12 protein-coding genes are annotated in these 19694 nt (G+C 32.7%); 6 read left to right on the top strand and 6 right to left on the bottom strand.

Annotated features, from left to right (window positions below):
• Positions 1-1108: 1108 nt before the first annotated feature.
• Together BUE10_RS24380 and BUE10_RS20325 are read left to right on the top strand one after the other, a co-directional pair.
• The gene (locus BUE10_RS24380; RefSeq protein ID WP_073488444.1) at positions 1109-1351 is read left to right on the top strand and encodes a T9SS type A sorting domain-containing protein; all 243 of its coding nucleotides are present in this window, start codon (positions 1109-1111) and stop codon (positions 1349-1351) included.
• Positions 1352-1918: 567 nt separating this feature from the next.
• Positions 1919-2980: a cellulase family glycosylhydrolase gene (locus BUE10_RS20325; RefSeq protein ID WP_083598210.1), complete on the top strand. Its 1062-nt coding sequence runs from the start codon at positions 1919-1921 to the stop codon at positions 2978-2980.
• A gap of 104 nt (positions 2981-3084) precedes the next feature.
• On the opposite strand, the gene gwsS is transcribed toward BUE10_RS20325, so the two are convergent.
• From gwsS to BUE10_RS20300, 6 genes are all read right to left on the bottom strand, one after another.
• Positions 3085-4152 (bottom strand): grasp-with-spasm system SPASM domain peptide maturase, encoded by a 1068-nt coding sequence (gene gwsS, locus BUE10_RS20320; protein WP_073488443.1) that lies wholly within the window; start codon positions 4150-4152, stop codon positions 3085-3087.
• A 1-nt stretch (position 4153) separates the two neighbouring features.
• A complete protein-coding gene (locus tag BUE10_RS24060) occupies positions 4154-4321 on the bottom strand; it encodes a hypothetical protein (RefSeq protein ID WP_159439075.1) in 168 nt (55 codons plus the stop codon).
• On the bottom strand, positions 4311-5237 hold the full coding sequence (locus tag BUE10_RS20315) for an ATP-grasp domain-containing protein (RefSeq protein WP_073488440.1): 927 nt from the start codon (positions 5235-5237) through the stop codon (positions 4311-4313). The genes BUE10_RS24060 and BUE10_RS20315 overlap by 11 nt, the downstream gene beginning before the upstream one ends.
• A 9-nt stretch (positions 5238-5246) precedes the next feature.
• Positions 5247-6950 (bottom strand): hypothetical protein, encoded by a 1704-nt coding sequence (locus tag BUE10_RS20310; RefSeq protein WP_234984778.1) that lies wholly within the window; start codon positions 6948-6950, stop codon positions 5247-5249.
• A 141-nt stretch (positions 6951-7091) separates the two neighbouring features.
• Positions 7092-7364 carry a TIGR04149 family rSAM-modified RiPP gene (locus tag BUE10_RS20305; RefSeq protein WP_073488419.1) on the bottom strand — a complete coding sequence of 91 codons (273 nt, stop codon included), beginning with the start codon at positions 7362-7364 and terminating at the stop codon, positions 7092-7094.
• A 323-nt stretch (positions 7365-7687) separates the two neighbouring features.
• Positions 7688-11758, bottom strand: coding sequence for a hybrid sensor histidine kinase/response regulator transcription factor (locus tag BUE10_RS20300; protein WP_073488416.1), 4071 nt, complete (start codon positions 11756-11758; stop codon positions 7688-7690).
• Between the two features lie 1103 nt (positions 11759-12861).
• On the opposite strand from BUE10_RS20300, the gene BUE10_RS20295 reads away from it, so the two are divergent.
• From BUE10_RS20295 to BUE10_RS20280, 4 genes are all read left to right on the top strand, one after another.
• Positions 12862-15804 carry a SusC/RagA family TonB-linked outer membrane protein gene (locus BUE10_RS20295; protein WP_073488414.1) on the top strand — a complete coding sequence of 981 codons (2943 nt, stop codon included), beginning with the start codon at positions 12862-12864 and terminating at the stop codon, positions 15802-15804.
• Positions 15805-15814: 10 nt separating this feature from the next.
• A complete protein-coding gene (locus BUE10_RS20290; RefSeq protein ID WP_073488633.1) occupies positions 15815-17413 on the top strand; it encodes a RagB/SusD family nutrient uptake outer membrane protein in 1599 nt (532 codons plus the stop codon).
• Positions 17414-17443: 30 nt separating this feature from the next.
• Positions 17444-18511 (top strand): SusE domain-containing protein, encoded by a 1068-nt coding sequence (locus BUE10_RS20285; RefSeq protein WP_073488411.1) that lies wholly within the window; start codon positions 17444-17446, stop codon positions 18509-18511.
• 84 nt (positions 18512-18595) lie between these two features.
• Positions 18596-19693: a glycoside hydrolase family 53 protein gene (locus BUE10_RS20280; protein ID WP_073488409.1), complete on the top strand. Its 1098-nt coding sequence runs from the start codon at positions 18596-18598 to the stop codon at positions 19691-19693.
• Position 19694 lies beyond the last annotated feature (1 nt).

Here is a 19694-nt window from a genome sequence, read left to right as displayed (position 1 = left end):
CTTGCATCATTCTTTAGGGCATTGTAACCAGATAGCCAAGGCTCTTTAGTGATATTTGCCTTTAATTGATTCAAATCTGCCTGAGTGAAGGGGATTCCCGGGTGCACGAATTTTTTTTGTGCTGAGACGCTGGGTATTATACCAAGGATCAGGTAGAGAATTCCCAATAATAAAATCGGATTAAATTTTTTCATTAATTTAAAATTAGCTGCCGTCGTTCTTTATTGTTCGGTTCTTCTATAAGGGGCTGCAGAAGACCACGAGGAACGAGCAGGCCAGGTTAAGTAAATAGGTTTTTTTGGGGCAAGAAAACAAAGAGAGATCCAAAAGGAACTGAGTCGTCTGCGACCGTAAACGAATAGGAAGGGACACGACTCTGCTTCCCAGCATAGTAAACACTAAGAGAGCAGCCTTTTAACCAGATCGATTTGTTGTGGTGAACTAGTCTGAACGAAACTGATGAATATTTTTTTTCATAAATGGTAAATTTGGGGGTTAAAAACCAAGTATGCAAAAAGCGCAAACTGGCTTGGTCCCCAAAAATACAAAAAGAAAGCTCTCAAATTTGAGAGCTTTCTTTTTAGTTTAAACATATTTTAAAACCTATTTAAATTCATAATTTACTTTGTGAAACATAATATGATTTAACTTATCACCGTTTTTTTATTTTCATTAAATGCTGTGGAATAATTGTTCCTCCTTCATTAAATGAATGGGGCAAAATTGCAAATGTTTTAGGTGTCAATTTAGAGGAAATTTGTCAGTCATTTATAAATAATGCAATTTCAATTACAAATGAGAGTCAAATTCAAATCGAGTTGAAATCAAAGTCTTTACTTAAATATTTAGAGTCTTTAGAAAAAGAAAATGCATTTTTAAAGAATAAAATAAAAGATCTTGAAAAATAGTTTTGTATAGATAAAATAGTATTTAGATGGTTTTTACTACTTCCGAAAACTAATTTTATTTGTGTGATAAGTACAATCTTTACTTGCTGTAAATTATATGCTGTCATGTTTTCAGCTGATACAAGTAGTAAGCATTTATTTTTATTAAAATCAGTATTTATTCTGATATTCGCAATTTTACCTTTTTATTTCTTTCTTGGGTGGAGTCGAAGCTGCTTTTTAAAACATTCCCATTTCCTGTTTTAAGCCATATTACATTGTTTGATATTAATAGACGAAAGTTAAATACTATAACTAATAAGACTTATGATGCAGGCAGAATTGATATTCCCTACAATTGCAGTTCTTTAATCAGTGGTGTTTACTTTTTACGTATTGAAGCGGGAAGTGCCATCGTAAATAAGACATTTATTAAGAAATTGTCCATTTTATTTAAAATTTAATAAGCCCTGTTAATACTATTTGACAGGGCTTTTATCGTTTGAATAGTGTTTCATAGAGATCGTTTTTTGATTTTTATAAGTACAAGATTCATAATTATTAATTGTGTAATTGTTTTATAAATAATTTAATGGTTTATATTTTATGTATTGTGTTTTTTAAAGCTAAAAAAATATCAAATTACCAATATGACCTCTTTTTTTTTCCAAATTACCCCTGTTGAGAAACTTCTGTAAGACATTACTTTGTAATAAGATCATTATATATAAAAGCTGCTGTACTGATGTTCATTGTTATAATTATTTCCTGAACAAGAACTGCAGTTACTATCTATAAGGTGTTTTTTACTAACTAAACCACAAAACCTATGAGACCGTACGATTAATTGCAGTGAATGCACGTAATAATGGACTTACTTTTTAATTTTTGAAGATGAATTTCAAATTAGAAAATAGATTATTTTAAGTGCACAGCCTTGTTGTTGTATAAATAGTATTAAAAATTGATTGTATAACAAGCAAGGAAAAGAACCAAACTATTAATTAACCAATTTAAACTATTTTATTTCAATGAAAAAAAGATATGCAGTTATGTTAGGCATCATTTTATGTGCCTGTTCCAAAGAAGAAACTCCGGATGTAAATTCTGGAGATGCAGCGACCGGTGAACCTGCAGTTGAAAACACAGTATCAAACAGTAATGCTTCTACTGCTAAGGTCGGCGCCGCATCGATTGCAGGGTTAAACTGGGCAGACGGGCGAGATAATTTTGTAGACGGCTGGGTTATTATCTCAGGATTGACCGCAGGGGACAGCTACAGTACAGTTGCATCGAAAACAGAAGCCGTGTTGAATGGTTTTTCCAGTAAAATAAGCGGGGTTAACACAATACGAATACCTATTAACCCGCCTTCAGTTTCAGAGAGCTGGTGGGGCAGTTATCAGGGAGTAATTGATAAAGCGACCAGTAAAGGATGGAAAGTTATCATTGCATGCTGGGAGTCATCTTCCTCAAAAGACGGCAAAATTGATAATACTACAGCTTTTTGGAATATGTGGACTACTGTAATCAACAAATATCAAAGTAATGGGAATGTTTATTTTGAACCATTTAATGAACCTCACGGATATACGTTATCAGAACTTACGAGTATTTATTCTCAATTTCTTTCTAATTATTCCGGTGTTCCTAAAGGGAGGATAATCCTGGACGGAACAGGGTATTCTGAGAATGTTACCGGAGTTGGGGCAGACAGTCGTTTTAATGGCTGTTTACTTGGGCTGCATAATTATGCTTTTTGGGCTACCAGATCGGTTACACAATGGAGAGCAGACTGGCGCAGCCGCATAGGAAGCTATGGCGCTCGTACAGTGATTACTGAATTTGGTGCCACAATGAACTCAGGTAAAGACTACCAGAACGGAAACCAGTCTGATAATGAAATCGCTTATATTGTGGCTACTAGTGATGTCTGCAGAAATGATCAAATTGCAAGTGTTTACTGGCCTGGATTGAGAGATGGTGATTCTTACAGTCTGTTTAACAGAGGAGGCAGCGGAACCAATATTACTATAAATACAGTGAGCAGCACTGGTGTATTTCGTATAAGATACGGCTGGGGCGAGAATTAATTTAACCCTAAAATTATTTTGAATTTAGTAAGGAAGAAGGTCATTTACTGACCTTCTTTTTTTATGTTTGATAATTTGGGGTATGGAGAACTTAAGTGAGGTTTTTAAAATTCATAAAATTCAATTGCTTTTTGTTTTAAGGGATTTGTACTCCAATCTGACCATTCGTTAGTGTATGGATCATATCCGCATTTTAAAGGCTTTGAAAATATATTATGAGGCTCTTCAATATAAGCACGGCAATCGGTGCAAATATGTCTAAACTCGCAGTCTTTACAAGTTGTTATTTGATCTTTTGTAATATTCCAATATTTCTTAAAGCCATCTTGGTTTAAAGCTTCCGATAATGTAGTCTCTTTTATATTTCCAAAACTTGCTGGCATTGAAGGGCAATTTTTTATATTACCTTCTTTATCTATCGAGAGCTTTTTATTTAAACAAGTATTATGATGTTGTGATTCACTAAAAAGTTTGATATTGGAATAAAAATATTCCTCATTTATAATCCCGCAATGTTTTTCATTAATAATATTCCTTTCTACAAGCATTATGTAGCCCATTTTTTGGCGTAAAGGTTCGTAACTTTTGTCATAAGGTGAGTTAAAAATTATAATAGAATGTATTCTGCTGTTTTCTCTAATTATAACATTTAATTCTTCTAAATTAAAATTCTCATAATATGGCAATATAAAATCAATAGAAACGATTCTGGATTTTTCCTCTTTCAATACTTTTAGAATGCTGCATATATAATCTAAATCAATCTTTTTGTAAAACCGCAGTTGAATATAGGAGCACTTTAATATTTCAAATTGAGAAATTAAAGTATTAAAATCATGAATATTTTCGTCATAATCTATAATAATGTTAGTTATTAGGGAAGGTGAATTCCACTTAGTAGACATTTTTGGAAATAACTCTGGATTCGAATTAAAAAAAATAAGCTTATTATTTAACAGGAAATCAAAATACTCATCAATTATTTCATCATATCGATGCTCAAAATCTTTTTTTATAGTATCAATGGTTTTTCCATTATACTCTTCCAGAATATCATATAATCCATTTGGAATTAAGTAATAATTATTACTCTTTGTATCACAGATAATGCTTCTATTAAATCCTTTTACAGGAATACAATCAGCAAAAAGAATAAAATTAGATTGTTTCAAATTAGATTATTTTAGAAATAGGTTTAACAAAAGGCTTTGAAATGTTTTTAGAATTTTGATACGATTGAATTGTAATAAGATTACTTACTGGATCAATTTTCTCAAGAAAATCTTTCTCAACTTTAGATTTTAAGCCATTAAAAATATTGATTGGTTTTTTATTTTCCATTTTTCAAAATTTCAGCCAGCTTATTTTCGATATAATAGTTGCATGCATTATTAACGAAACTTATCTGCCCTGTTGGATTAATTTCAAGAAAATAATATTCATCATCACAATACATCAAATCAGCAGAACCATAATTTAGATTAAATTTCCTGAAAACTTTTTCGAGTTTTTCTTCAATGATTGTCGGCAGTTTAAAAGGAACCATTCTTAAATTTTCCATTTCAATTAGCTTTGTTCTATAATCAATAATATCTTCAAAAATATGCATAGCTGTAGAGTAAAAATAACCATCAATATAAATCACTCTAATTTCAAAATCTGCTATAATTCTTTCCTGAAAAAATGAAATTGCAAATTCATCGGGTGTTTGATCAAGAATCTCAGAAGTGATTTGAAACGTTAAATTGAAATTATACAGGAATTCATTATCCTGATAATAGAGTGTGTCTAATATTCTTTTAGATACGATCCCATTTTTATAATCAAAAGCATTATAAAATGTTTTTAGCTTTTCTTTATTGCCGGTAATTAAGGTATGCGGAATTTTTAAACCTTGGGCTTTTGCCTCAAGCATAAAATCAAGACGATTGGTTTCAAAATCTGCAATTCTTTTTCCTATTTTTATAACTGATTTTTGTAAAAGAAAAGCATCGTTGAGAACTTCATAACATTTATTTTCATAATTAGTACTTCCTGAATTTATACCCCCGCCATTAAACCAAATACTTTTGATTTTTTCCAGCTCTACATTTTCTAAATATTCGGTTTTTAAGGTGTACGAACTAATCTCATTACTAAAATTCATTGCGTCAATGGTAACTTTATCAGATTCTCCTATTCTTATAAAATCTTCATCTAAGTAATCGATAACGTTATTTACAAAATCATCAACATCTTTGCTATATATCAAAATCATAATCCGTTTTTATTTATCATAAAATTCCCAGTCATCTGTAAGTTTCATAATTAAATTATAATTTTCTTTATAATAATCATCTGCCGTTTTTGGATTCTTGGCATCATATGCTTCAATTACAAAATTTCCATAGTCCATAATAAAACCATGAGGATTGTTGAATTTGAAACTTATTTTCCTAACCTCTAAATCATTTCTACCGCATGATTTAGAATTGTATAAATTGCCTTTGTAAATACGAAAACAAGAACCCGCTCCTAAAATATTATTGAAGTTTCTTTTTTTGTCGTACTCCAAAGCATTACTGCTTTTGTCCAACAATTCATTTAAAGCTGTCATATTTTTGGGTGTTTGCTGCATGGCATGCAGGATTAAAACATAAAAATCAGGAAAAGATATTAAAACAGTATCTTTTCCGACCAGGCTGCCTATTTTCTCTTCTGATGGAAAGCCTTCTTTCTTCAATAAATCAATCAATTTGCCTGTCACTCTTTCTGTAGTTTCATACAATGTTTTTGGGCTTTTTCGGTTTTCTAATCCATAATCAGCCTGATCTTCGTTAAGCAAATTGTCTAGATCTTTTTTTAATTTGAGATTCCAGTTGCTTTTTGTCAATTTGCAGATAGAGTCATATTTAATACTAAAAATTTTCCATTCCGGATTTTTCCGCATGCCATTAAAAATTTTAGAATTGAAATAAGATAGTTCAATACCTTTTAATGCCAGCTTTTCACTCCACAAAAAAGCAGTTTTAAAGTCTCTTGATAAAATAGCACAGCGAGCAGCGTTGCTAATATCTCTGGCAAACAAGATGGGATAATTTTGACTAAGAAGATTATATTCTTCCTTTGCTTTAGCATATTGTCTGGCTAAGATGTAATTCTCAGCATTTTGTGTATGGGTGTAATAATTGATCTCTTCTTTTTGTGTTTTTTCTTTTTCAATATCAGATACCAGTTTATTAGCTGTGATTATAGGAATGCAGTCAAGTTCTTCCTTCTTAATTACTTTTTTTTGTTGATTCTTCTCAGGATAATAAATCATAGATCCCAAATCGAAAATTTCAGAATAAGTTGACCAAGAGCCAAATGCAAGCAAGGTATTCTTTGTAACCTTCCCGCTTATTTTAAATGGAAGCCTTCCATATTGAGAAGATGTTCTATAATGAGAATATTTTTTAAAATAAAACGCAGGAAATGTATCCAGAACAGTGAATTCATTTGCTTCTTTATTATGAAATTTCACTTCAACACTATCTTTATTTACAGTCTTACCCAAATAGTACGACCTTATAGTATCAGTTTTTTTGCCAAGAAGTATGTCAATATTGGATTTCATCTTTTTACCCTGAATGAGTTGATTCGATCCCCAATCCCAATTTCCGCTTACAAAACCTTCTATATTTATAATACTATCTTTTTGACTATAATAGCACTTATTAATCTCTATTTTTAGAAAACACATAGATAAATATTCAAGAAAATGAAAGTTTCTATGATTCTTGCTGCGAAATGTTACTCCATAATTAATTATTCCTTTATAATTTCTTGCATCTATAAAATAAAATATACTATCCTCTGCTTGTGACTCCAAATTGCTTTTATCAATCCTTAAACTATATACTTGATTAAATACTTTGTTTTTTTCAAAATCACTTTGATTATATATCTTATACTTTGGATGGTTCTGTCCAAATGATAAATTGATAGACACGATGTTTATGATAACAGCTAGGGATATTATAAATATTTTTCTCAAAATAGTACTACGTAAATTATTAAATTACTTAACAAACATTTCAGAAAGAGTCTGAATTGTATTTAACAATTCAGACTTGAAAAAACTGTTTAAATATTAAGGTTTAAGATCTTCTTCAGTTAATGTTAAGGTAGGAAGGGTTTCGTCGGGAAAGACCTGTAGAAATACTACATTAGTTCTATCATGAAATGTAAGAACTCCATTTCGATAAGAATCATAACCATAATTAAAATTTGCTGGTCGACCATTATGAGATGCATTAATATTACCTCCACCTGATGGAATACCACCTCCATTTAACATAAACATTTGTTCTTTTTTTAAAGCACTGTCTTTAAACTTTTCTAATTTTAGACTTTCCAATTTCATAAATCCCAAAATTTTAATTAATAAATAGTTTTTTAAAATTATCTACAAATTAATTTAAACAACGTACACTTTACTTAAACAAAACGTAAGAATAATTTTATGTCAATGTTATGGCAAAGAATTTTAAAATCCAATTTTTTATATGTTAATTTTAAGAAAAATTCTACAAAAAATTGCTATTCTATAAAGTTATTTGATTTTGGAGTTTTTTCTTTTTATATATTCATGAATTTTATCGTTTACATAATTGATTAATCTTTTGCCATCAGAGCCAACTACGATTATTGTCAACAATGAATTAACTAATCCTCAAAAAATCCTAATTATGTAATATCTCTTTTCTGGATGATATTCAGTTCCTTATTAAAAGAATTTCTATATTTTTTGATATACTCAGAAGGTTTCATTCCAAACAATTTTATGAACTGCTGACGGAAATAACGCTGATCTTCTATACCAACCTGAGGACCAACCTGCGCGATATTAATATTTTCAGTAAGCATGATTACTGCGGCTCTGCGGATTCTGATAGATCTGATAAAAACATTTACGGTTTGCCCCGAAATTGCTTTAATCTTTTTGTAAAGACTGGAATGACTCATACCCATTGCTGCAGAAAAACTCTTTAGATTAAATTCGCTGTTTTCAAGATTAGCTTCAACAATTTCAATACATTTATCCAGAAATTCTTTGTATTCAGTAGGAACTTTATTTATATTTTCACGAAGTGTTATACTGTCTAAGAAATACTTGCGCAATTGTCCTCTGTTTCGAAGAACAGAATCAACTCTTGCCAGAAGTATATCACTGTCAAAAGGTTTGGTAACATAATCGTCTGCACCTTCTGTAATACTTTGCAAATGAATGTCATTACTGGTTGTAGCTGTGAGAAGTATTACCGGAATATGGCTTAAATCATCATTTTGCTTAATTTTTTTACATAAATCCAAACCGTTCATGCCTTCCATAGAGATATCACTCAGTACAATATCCGGCATGTGTTTTTCTACCAATTTTAATCCTTCAAGTCCATTTGCTGCCGAATAAACAATATAGGTTTTGGAGAAAAGCTGTACCAGATAATGATTCATTTCAGGATTGTCTTCAACAATTAGCAAGACTTTTTTTGTACTGATTAATTCGTCCTGTAGATTTTCCGGATGCGATGGCTGAATTCTATTTTCAGATGTATTTTGATTATCGGCTGGCATTCCTTCGAGAAGTTCTCCCACAAGTGGCGACATATGCGAATGATTCTCGTTTATATTCATTTCTGCAAAATGGCTATTTCCTTTTGGAAGCGTAATAATGAATGAAGTGCCTTCTCCAATTTTACTTTTGCACTGTATTTCGCCATGATGTTTGTTCACGAAATATTTGGCAACATAAAGTCCTATCCCAAAACCATTGCTGGCTTTAGACTGACTTTGTTTAAATTTTTCGAAAATAGTGTCAATTTCATTTTCATTGATTCCGGTTCCAGTATCAGATATAATGATCGAAACATCAGCAAGATTCTCGTTAATCTCAATAGTTATTGATCCATTATTAGGAGTAAATTTAAAAGCATTTGAGATTAAATTGAAAAGTGTAATCTCTAATTTTTCATAATCACCATATATTTCGGTCGGTGTATTTTCTTCAATAAATTGATAATTTAAACTTTTTACAGCTGCCATTTGTGTAAAGCTTTCGTAGATTTCGCGACAAAGCGAGTTTAAATTAATCTTCGAAATTTTGAGTTCATCAAGATCTGTTTCGGCTTTTCTAAACAATAATAATTGATCGGTAAGACTCAATAATCGTTTCGCATTTTTATAGGCGAGATTTAGATCGAGATCGTCTTCAGAACGGTTTTTTCTTTCAATGGCACTTTTAAGCGGATTTATAATTAAAGATAAAGGAGTTCGCAATTCATGCGCGATATACGTAAACATAGAAAATTGTTTTTCGGCATGTTCCTTGTCTTTTTTATGCTCCATTCGGGCAAGTTTTATTTCGTAGCGAAGTCTTTCCTTGTTTTTATGATAACCTACATATGCATAAATGGCGGCGATTGCAGCGATTAGATAAAATGTATAGGCCCACCAGGTTCTGTACCAAGGCGGAAGAATTGTTACTGTTGCCAGCGTTACTTCATTGGTCCAATTTCCAAAAATATCGGTTGTTTTTACTTTAAAAACATAAGTTCCTTCGGTTAATCTGGAATAATTTGCTCTATTATCTTTTGAAGCATAATTCCAGTTTTTATCCCAGCCTTCGAGAAAGTAAGCGGTATTTATTTTTTCAGAATTAACATAGTCAAGATAAACAAAATCAAAACTTAATGCCGATTTTTCATAAGGAAGCTCGACATCGCTTATCATTTCGAGTTTTTTTCCGGTTACATAAGGACTGTCTAATTTTAGAGACTGATTGTTTACCAGTAAATCATTCAATAAAAATTTACCGGTATTTTTTTTGTCTTTTATATTCTCAGGATCAAAAACATTGAATCCGTTGATACCTCCAAAAATAAATTCTCCTGTAGAAAGTTTTGTGCCCGCATTCCAGCTAAACTGATTTCCCTGCAATCCATCAGCGACGCCAAAATTTCTAAAAGTATTATTCTTTGGATTCAATCTGGAAATTCCGTGATACGTACTCATCCATAAATTTCCTTTTTTGTCTTCTAAAAGGCGAAGTACGGTATTACTCGAAAGCCCGTTTTGAGTGGTATATTTTTTAGAAGTGCCTGTTTTTCGATCAAATAAAAGCAAACCGCCTTCTACAGTACCAATCCAAAAATTGTTGTTTTGATCTTCAGTTATGCATCTGATTGTGTATTCAGAATGATAGGTTTTTACTTTTTTTGTTTTTGGATCTATCTCAAAAAACGAATTGAAAGTTCCGCCCCAAATTTTTCCGTCTTTGGTTTCATAGAGGCAGGTAACATCGCGTAAAGTGTTGCTGTAGCAAATGAATTTATTTTGTTTTCGATCAAATTGATATAATGCACCTGCATTAGTTATAGCAAGCCACAAGGTTTTTCTTGAATCTAAAAAGAGCAGCCATGATTCTTGTTCTGCTTTTTTAGTGAATTGATTATAAATCGAAAAATTTTGAATTGCCTTTGAGTTTGGATCAATACGACAAACTCCGCCTTTCCACATTGCCACCCAGATGGCATTATCAGAATCTCTGACTATACTTGTAACAAAATTACTTTGCAGTTTTCTTCCGCCAGACGATGTTGTAGAATAAACGTCGTAGGTATTTTGTTTTCTGTTCCAATATCGCATTCCGGCGCCATCTGTACCAATCCAGATATTTTTCTTGTCGTCTTCGCAGAAAGAAAGCATGAAGTTTGCGGCAGGATCTTCATCTTCTTTATTAGTCAGCGGATCTTTGCTTTTAAAATGATTAAAATAAAGCGGTTTTTTCCCCATCATACTTACGCCGCCGCGCAGCGTTCCAAACCACATTTCGCCGTTTTTGCTTTCAAAAATATCATAAAGAGATTTACTGTTAAGTAATGAAACAGGTCCGCTGGCACGATAAGAAACAGGGGCAGACTGTTTTTTTGTAATCGTGTAAAGACCCGCACCGTCAGTAGCAATCCAAAGTCTGCTGTCTTGCTGAAAAAAATCACGTACTACTGTTTTTTCGGGAAAGTAATTTTTAGAATAAGTATTCAGACTGTTATTGTACAGATAAGCACCTTCATCTGAGCCAATCCACAGTCCTTCATTTGTCAGTTTTAGACAATTTGCGCCTGTAATAGTATTGTTGAGAAGTGTTAGTTTTTTAGATTTAAGATCATATTGACAAAGACCAGAGCCGGTTACAAAAACATAAAATATTTTTTTCTTTGCATTATAAGCTATTGATCTTGCGATATAATTTAATTTTCCATTGAAAGGAATTGCCGTTCCAATTTTCTCACCTTCCTTATAAAGTACGATCGACTCTTTTGTGGCAACGAGAATTATATTTTGAGAATGTACAGCAATTATCTCGTAAGCGGTAATTTTTAAAGGCCTGATTTTTTTGTTTGTATCATAATATTTCAGCGGACTGAAAGAAGAGCGTTCTGCATTAAAAACAACTGGACCTGCTGTTGTTCCTATCCACAAATTATTTTGATAGTCACCTTCTATACAGCTAATGGCATTTCCTTGAATAGAATTGGGATCAGTATGGATATTACGGTAAATTTTAAAATCATTTCCATCATATCTGTTGAGTCCGTCAAAAGTTCCAAACCACATATAACCATTTTGATCCTGATATATTGTCGCAACAGAATTATTAGAAAGTCCTGATGAAATATCAAGATATCTTATTGGGTAATTCTGTCCAAATACATTTATAGAAAGAAGGCTAATAATAAGAAAGGACTTTAGCTTATTCATAGAAATTTGTTTAAAAAGCTTGCGGCTCTTTGATATACGAAAAATACAAGGAATGTGATCTGAAAGCTGGATCAATTTTTTATGTGAAAATATTTGAAATCTGATACTTTGCGAAATTAACACAATTATTATGTAATGTTTAAAAAACACTACTGGTTTTTTTAGATTAACAATAACCTGTTGGTTATGTATAAAAATTAAATTAAAAACAGAGAAACATAGATTTTATGATTTTGAAAAGGTAAATCAAAAGAAACTAGTTTTTCATACATATCCCCGAAGCACAATGTCATTAGATTAAGCGGAAATCTATAAAATTACTACAGTTTAATCAAGAAAGTAATTAGAAAACCCGTTTTTATCAGCGTATAATTTTGACGCGGATTAAACAGATTTACTTCGTAAAAACGCAGATAAAAACGGATTTTATTTGCAATAATTTTATGTTTCTATGGGTTAAAATAATTACACCAAACATGGATAGTTTCTGATCTTGCTATTTTTTTTGAATTTTCTCATTTAAAAATCAAGATTTGAGACTTTTAAAATTATTTTTTTTTGAGAATATACGTATTAAAAACCACAAACTAATTGATTGTTAATTCTTTTATTTTAAAGGTCAATTATTCCTATTATCATTTTTTTTAAAGCAAAAAAATATAGAATATGTTGTTTTGAAGTGTCATGTGTACACTTTTACGAAATTGTCCCCTTTTATAAATGAATTTTTCCCTGTCTAAATACCTTGCTCTGTACTTAATTTGCAGAATCAGTTGACAAGCTATAACGTTTGAGTAGTAATACTTTATTATTTTTCAGAATAAGTCAACTAAAACCAACTAACTAATTATCGTAACCAAAACCAATTTAAACATGACCAGCATTCCAATTAAAATTTACCGGAAGAAATCTTTCCTTATTCTAAAAAAAAACAAGAAAGTAAGCTTATTTTAAGAACCAGTTTATAATCTTAAGAAACGATTTTGCAGAAACAATTATCCAAAAGAAAATACCCTTTATTTCTTTAAAAATTATATGCCTGCAATGATTTGTAACCAAACCAATTAACAAAAACTAACTTAAACCAAACCAATTAAAAAAGTATGAAAAGAATTAAAACCAAATTTTTACTTTTATTACTCTTACTTCCTTTTTGTGTTTTTGCTCAGAACACAATTAGCGGAGTTGTCTTGGAAAAATCTACCAAGCAGCCCATACCGGGAGTAAATATAAAAGTATCTGGAGCAAATATCAGTACCACGACTGACTTTGACGGAAAATTTCAATTATCCGGAGTAAAGGCCGATTATAAAATTACATTTTCCTATACCGGCTATACCAATCAGACCATTTCGGCTGCCGGACAGAAAAATATAACGGTATATCTTGAAGAAGACACTAATTTATTAAAAGAAGTAGTAGTTCAGGTAGGTTACGGAAGCGTTAAAAAGAAAGATGCTACGGGATCTGTTACAGCACTTACTACAAAAGACTTTAACAAAGGAAATAACATTACAACAGAAAATCTGCTTAATGGAAGGGTAGCGGGTTTAACCGTAAATTCAACGGGTGCTCCGGGTTCTAGTTCTCAAATTAGAATTCGAGGAGGAAGTTCGCTTTTTGCAAGTAACGATCCTCTTATTGTTATTGACGGATTACCTCTGGATAATGCTACAAATACAGGTTCTTCTTCCTTTTTAGCATCATTAAATCCGGCAACTGTTGAATCGATAACGGTTTTAAAAGATGCTTCGGCTTCAGCAATTTATGGTTCTCGCGCTTCAAATGGTGTTATAATTATTACTACTAAAAAAGGAAGCAAAACATTATCTGTAGATTATAATGTACAATATGCTGCGGGAAGGCTGACTAAAACGGTTGATGTTTTTAGTGCCGATGAATTTAGAAGTGTGATTGCAGACAGAAGAAGCGATGACCTAAATAAGCTGGGAACTGCAAATACAGATTGGCAAAGAGCAATTTACAGAAACACCGGAACGGTAGATCAAAGTTTAGCCGTTAGAGGAAATTTATTCAATGTTATTCCAACAAGTTTAACGCTGGGAAATACAGATCAGCAAGGATTGCGTTTAACCAATAATTTTAAAAGAAACACAATTGGTTTGGTAATGAACCCTGCGTTCTTTGACAATCATTTAAAACTTAGGCTTTCGGCGAATTATACAGACGAAATAAACAGATTTACAGATGCTGTTGAAGGAGCTGCTATTGGTTTTGACCCAACACAACCTATTAAAGTGGATGGTGCGCCTTATGGAGGATATTTTGAATATACTACTGGTGTAGATGCAAACGGGAATTACCCGTTAGTATCAACTGCAGCAAGAAATCCTGTTTCGCAATTGTTGAATACAAATGACAGAGGAACTAATGACAGAATTTTTGGAAATTTTGAAATTGATTATAAATTTCATTTTCTTCCTGCTTTAAGGGCGGTTGTAAATATTGGTTTTGATGAATCAAATGGAGAAAGAAGAAGATTAGTTGGTGCTGATGCCGGTTCCGCTCCATCAAACAACAACATTCCGTACGGTACAAATGAATATACAGAAGCTACCAGAAAAAATAAATTATTAGATACTTATTTAGTGTATAACAAAACTTTTAATTCATTGAATTTTGAAATGACGGGCGGTTATTCGTATCAAAAATTTCAAAGCTCAAGATTTGAAACCGGTAATATTTTAAATCCTGATTTGCCTTCAACATTTCCTGAAACTACTTTAGATACAGATGTTGTTTTATTAGGATTCTTTGCCAGAACAAACTTAAATTTCAGAGACAAATATTTATTAACGTTGTCTTACAGAAGAGACGGTTCATCAAGATTTGAAGAAGCGAATCGTTGGGGGAATTTTCCATCGGCAGCATTTGCATGGAAAATCAAAGAAGATTTCTTTAAAGACAGTACTGTATTATCTGATTTAAAATTAAGATTAAGTTACGGTATTACAGGACAGCAGGATATTCCTGAGCCAAACGGATATTTGCAGAAATACCAGGTAGGCGGTGGAAATTCTGAGTATTATTTTGGAGATAGTCCGGTTCCGGTAGCACTTCCTTCAAAAAGAACAAACAATTTGAAATGGGAAGAAACCACTTCATACAACGCAGGTCTTGATTTTGGTTTTTTAGACAATCGCTTATCTGCAGGACTTGATGTGTATTACAAAGAATCTAAAGATTTATTGGTAAACGCTGCAATATCTGATGGTAGTAATTTCTCGAACCGCGTATATCAAAATGTTGGAAGTTTTACCACAAAAGGAGTAGAGTTTACGCTTAATGCGAATGCCGTTAAAACACAAAATTTCAACTGGAATATGAACTTTAATATTGCCAAATTCGAAAGAAGAATCAAAAATCTGGTTAACGGAACTGATATCTTTTTAGGTGACAATATCGCGGGAACAGGAACTCCGGGACAAATTTTTAGAGAAGCATATACGCCTTATTCTTTCTATGTATACAAGCAATTATACAACAACGAAGGAAAACCAATTGACGGAGCCTTTGCAGATTTAAATGGCGACAATATTAAAAATGATTCAGATAAATACATTTATAATAATCCGGATCCGGATTTTACATTAGGATTTGCCTCTAATATGAATTACAAGAAGTTTGACTTTTCATTCAATTTAAGAGCAAGTGTCGGCAATCGAATTTTTAATGCAGTTGATGCCAGCAGAGCACAATATGACGCTATGGAAAACGGAGGTGTTTTAAGTAATATTCCATCTCAGGTAACAGAAACTAATTTTCAAACGACTTCAAATGTTGTATTATCAGATCTTTATATAGAGAATGCTTCGTTCTTAAAATTAGATAACGTTACGTTAGGTTATACATTGAATAACTGGTTAAACAGCAAAACCTCATTAAGAGTGTCAACTGGAGTTCAGAACGTTTTTGTACTTACAAAATACAGTGGTTTAGACCCTGAAATTACAAATAACGGTGTCGATAAAACGATTTATCCAAGACAAAGATCAATCCTGTTTGGTGTTAATCTTAAATTTTAATAACGAAATCATGAAAAAATATATAATACTAACAATAGCTGCATTGACTGTAATTTTTCAGTCGTGTACAGATGATTTAAATGTAGTTTCGAAAGATGACGACGTTCTTTCTTCGGATGTACTATTTTCTACACCCGACGGATACAAAAAAGCATTTGCCGGAGTGTACGGAAATTTAACCTTGACAGGAGTTTTGGGCCCTGATAACTCTTCGCTTGAAGGTGTAGACGCCGGAACAAGCCAGTTTACAAGATGTTTATTATACTTGCAGGAATTAACAACAGACGAATTGGTTTGGAGTTATGAAAATGACGGAGGAACGGCAGAATTGCAGCGTAATATCTGGACACCTGCAAATCCTGTTATTTTAGGAATGTTTAGCAGAACCATGGTTTCTGTATCGTATGCAAACGAGTTTTTACGTCAAAGCACACCAGAAAAATTAAGTTCAAGAGGTATTACAAATACAGCTGATATTGAGCTTTACCGCAAAGAAGTCCGCGTTTTAAGAGCGTATGCTTATTACAATATGATGGACTTATTTGGAAAAGCACCAATGTATACCGAAAATGATCCTGTAAATTTTACCGGACCAGAGTTTAACAGAAAGCAATTATTTGATTTTATCGAAAGTGAATTAAAAGCCGTTTTACCAGATTTAAAAGCACCCAGAACAAATGAATACGGAAGATTAGACCAATCTATGGCGCGTATGATTTTGGCTAAAATGTATTTGAATGCCCAGATATATATTCAGGCGGATCGTTTTAATGATTGTATTACAATGTGTAACGAAATCATTGATGGCGGTTATACTTTGAAACCAAAATATCTGGACAATTTTAAGGCAGACAACAACACTTCTCAAGAAATCATTTTCGGAATCCAGTCTGATGGAGCAGTTTCTCAAAACTGGGGCGCAACAACTGTTTTAACAAACGGACAAATTGGTGCCTGGGAAAATAATGGTGCCGATTTTGGAATTGGCGGCTGGACAGGAGCGCTAAGAATCAGAAAAGAATTTGCTCAAAAATTTGACGGAGCAAAATTCAGTCAGGATACCAGAAATACAATAGGAAAAGGAGTTCAGGGCGATCCGGGAAAACAAAGATCTATTGATATTGAAGATATTGGTGTAAAAACACAAGGTTATATTTTATCTAAATTTTCAAATAAAACTTCCACAGGAGTTAACGGAATCAGTTCTACTTATGCGGATACCGATTTTCCATTATTCAGATTAGCCGATGTTTATTTAATGTATGCAGAAGCCACTTTAAGAGGCGGAAACGGGACAACAACTCAGGCTTTAAATTATGTAAATGCTTTAAGACAAAGAGCCAATAGTAATTCGACTGTTGGAAACATTACTTTAAGTGAATTAACCCTTGATTTTTTAATTGATGAAAGAGCAAGAGAGTTACACTGGGAAGCACACCGAAGACAAGATTTAATTCGTTTTGGAAAATATACCGGAGGATCTTACAATTGGGCATGGAAAGGAAATTCTTCAAAAGGAATCTCTATTCCTTCTTACATGAGTGTTTTTCCTATTCCGGAAGGATCATTGGGAGCTAATAGAAATTTAACTCAAAACACGGGTTACTAAAACTTTTTTTAAACTTAAACGATATACAAAATGAAACTTATATATAAATTATTTATAGCTGTTGTTTTACTTACAGGATTTTGGTCTTGTGAAAACGAAGAAAATTTAATGATTTTAGAACCTCAGGAAGCTGCTTTTTCTATCATAACTCCAGAAAGTGGATCTTCTACTATTTTAAATAAAGAAACACCAAACAATACTGCCCTGACTGTAACATGGGAAAAAGTAAGTTACGGAAACCCAACAATTGTTACCTATACAGTACAATTTGCAGCCAGTAATACAGAGTTTGCAGCACCATTAGATATTACATCTTCTACGTCTACACATGCAGCTATTACAGTGGCAGAACTTAATGCAAAAGCCCTTGAACTTGGTTTAACTGCTGATGTTGAAGGAACAATCGATGTGAGAATTAAATCTACTGTTGGAACAACACTTTCAGAACCAAAATTTTCTACGCCAATCACTATTAACTTAACTCCTTACAGAGGTGTGTTTCCTAAAATTGATTTGTTTTTAGTTGGTCCTGGTACCGCTGCAGGTTGGAGCGTAACGAGCAATAATATGCCAATTTACAGAGATACAAAGGAAAATGCAAAGTTCTACTATACTGGATATTTTAATAAAGATGGTTTTAAATTAATCGAGCAAATTGGTTTCTGGGCTCCGGCTTACGGAACAAATGGTGCCAAAGTACAATACAGAGCAACAGAAAGCGATACTGATCCGGGAGTTTTCCCAACGACAGCTTCAGGGTATTATAGTTTTGAACTTAATCTGGAAGAATTAACATACAAAATCACACCTTATACAGGACCAATGACAACGTATGCAACAATTGGTTTGACAGGATCTGTATTAACAGGCGATGATACAGGTTGGAATACTGAAGTTCCTTTAGTGAAATCTGATTTTGATGCCCATATCTGGAAAGTTACGCAAACTTTAAAAGCCGGAAAAATGAAATTCAAAGCAAACAACAGCTGGGATGTAAGCTGGGGAGATAATGGTGGTGACATTATTGTAGAAGCTGGAAAATATGAAATTTGGTTCAATGACTTAGACGGTCGTTATATGTTCATATCAACTCCATAAATTGAATTAAAAAATAAGAGAAGCCTCAGCTTATTTTGAGGCTTCTTCTTTAAATTCAAAATTTCACTAACTACAATTCATATTATGAAAAAATATATAAAAATTCTTGGGTTACTTGCCATAACTGTAATTCAATTTTCATGCTCAGGCAATGATGCTGACGAAGCTGCAGCTGTTAACCCACCAGATGCAAGTGATACTTTTATCAGAGCATCAGATGTTTCTTTTCTTCCTCAAATGGAATCTTTAGGAACTAAATTTTACAGCAACGGCAAAGCCGAAGGAATGCTGACAACACTAAAAAATGCAGGTTGTAATACAGTCCGAATTCGTTTATGGAAAAATCCTGTAAACGGTCGTTCTGGTTTAACCGAAGTAAAACAACTGGCTCAAAAAGCAAGACAGGCAGGTTTAAGAGTCTGGCTTACGGTTCATTATTCTGACAATTGGGCCGATCCTGGCGTTCAGACGACTCCTGAAGAATGGAAAAATTTAAATTTTACTGATTTAAAATCTGCAGTCACTTCTTATACGTCAACAATAATTTCAGAAATCAATCCTGATATTATTCAAATTGGTAATGAAATCAATAGTGGATTATTATGGCCGCAAGGAAACTTAATCAGTAATGAACAACAATGTATTGCAATATTAAGTGCTGCAAGCGCAGCGGTTCGCAGTAAATCGCCAAACACAAAAATAATGATTCATTATGCTGGTGTAAATGGCGGCGGGACAGATTGGTTTTTTAACAAAATGAAAAGTGTTGATTACGATTATATCGGATTATCTTATTATCCTGTTTGGCACGGTAAAGATTTAACAGAAGTAAAAAATACTATTAATGCTTTAGGAAAGAAATTCAGTAAAAAAGTCCTGATTGCAGAAACCGCATATCCATTTACCTTATTGCACAATGATCAGACTAACAATATTGTAGGTACAAATGATCAGTTAGTTCCGGGATATCCTGCAACCCCTGCCGGACAAAGAACTTTTGTTATGGATATTAAAAACCTAGTAAAAACATCAGAATTCGGACAAGGATTTGCGTATTGGGGAGGCGAGTGGGTTGCTTTTAAAGGACCGCAATCTCAAAGCGGTTCAACATTCGAAAATCAGGCTTTATACAGTTTTGATAACAATGCCTTATCAGTAATGCAAGCTTTCAGTAAAGACTAAA

Origin of the sequence: Flavobacterium sp. CF108, from assembly GCF_900129795.1 — a bacterium.
Taxonomy (GTDB): Bacteria; Bacteroidota; Bacteroidia; order Flavobacteriales; family Flavobacteriaceae; genus Flavobacterium.
This window is presented reverse-complemented; position numbering and strand designations above follow the sequence as displayed.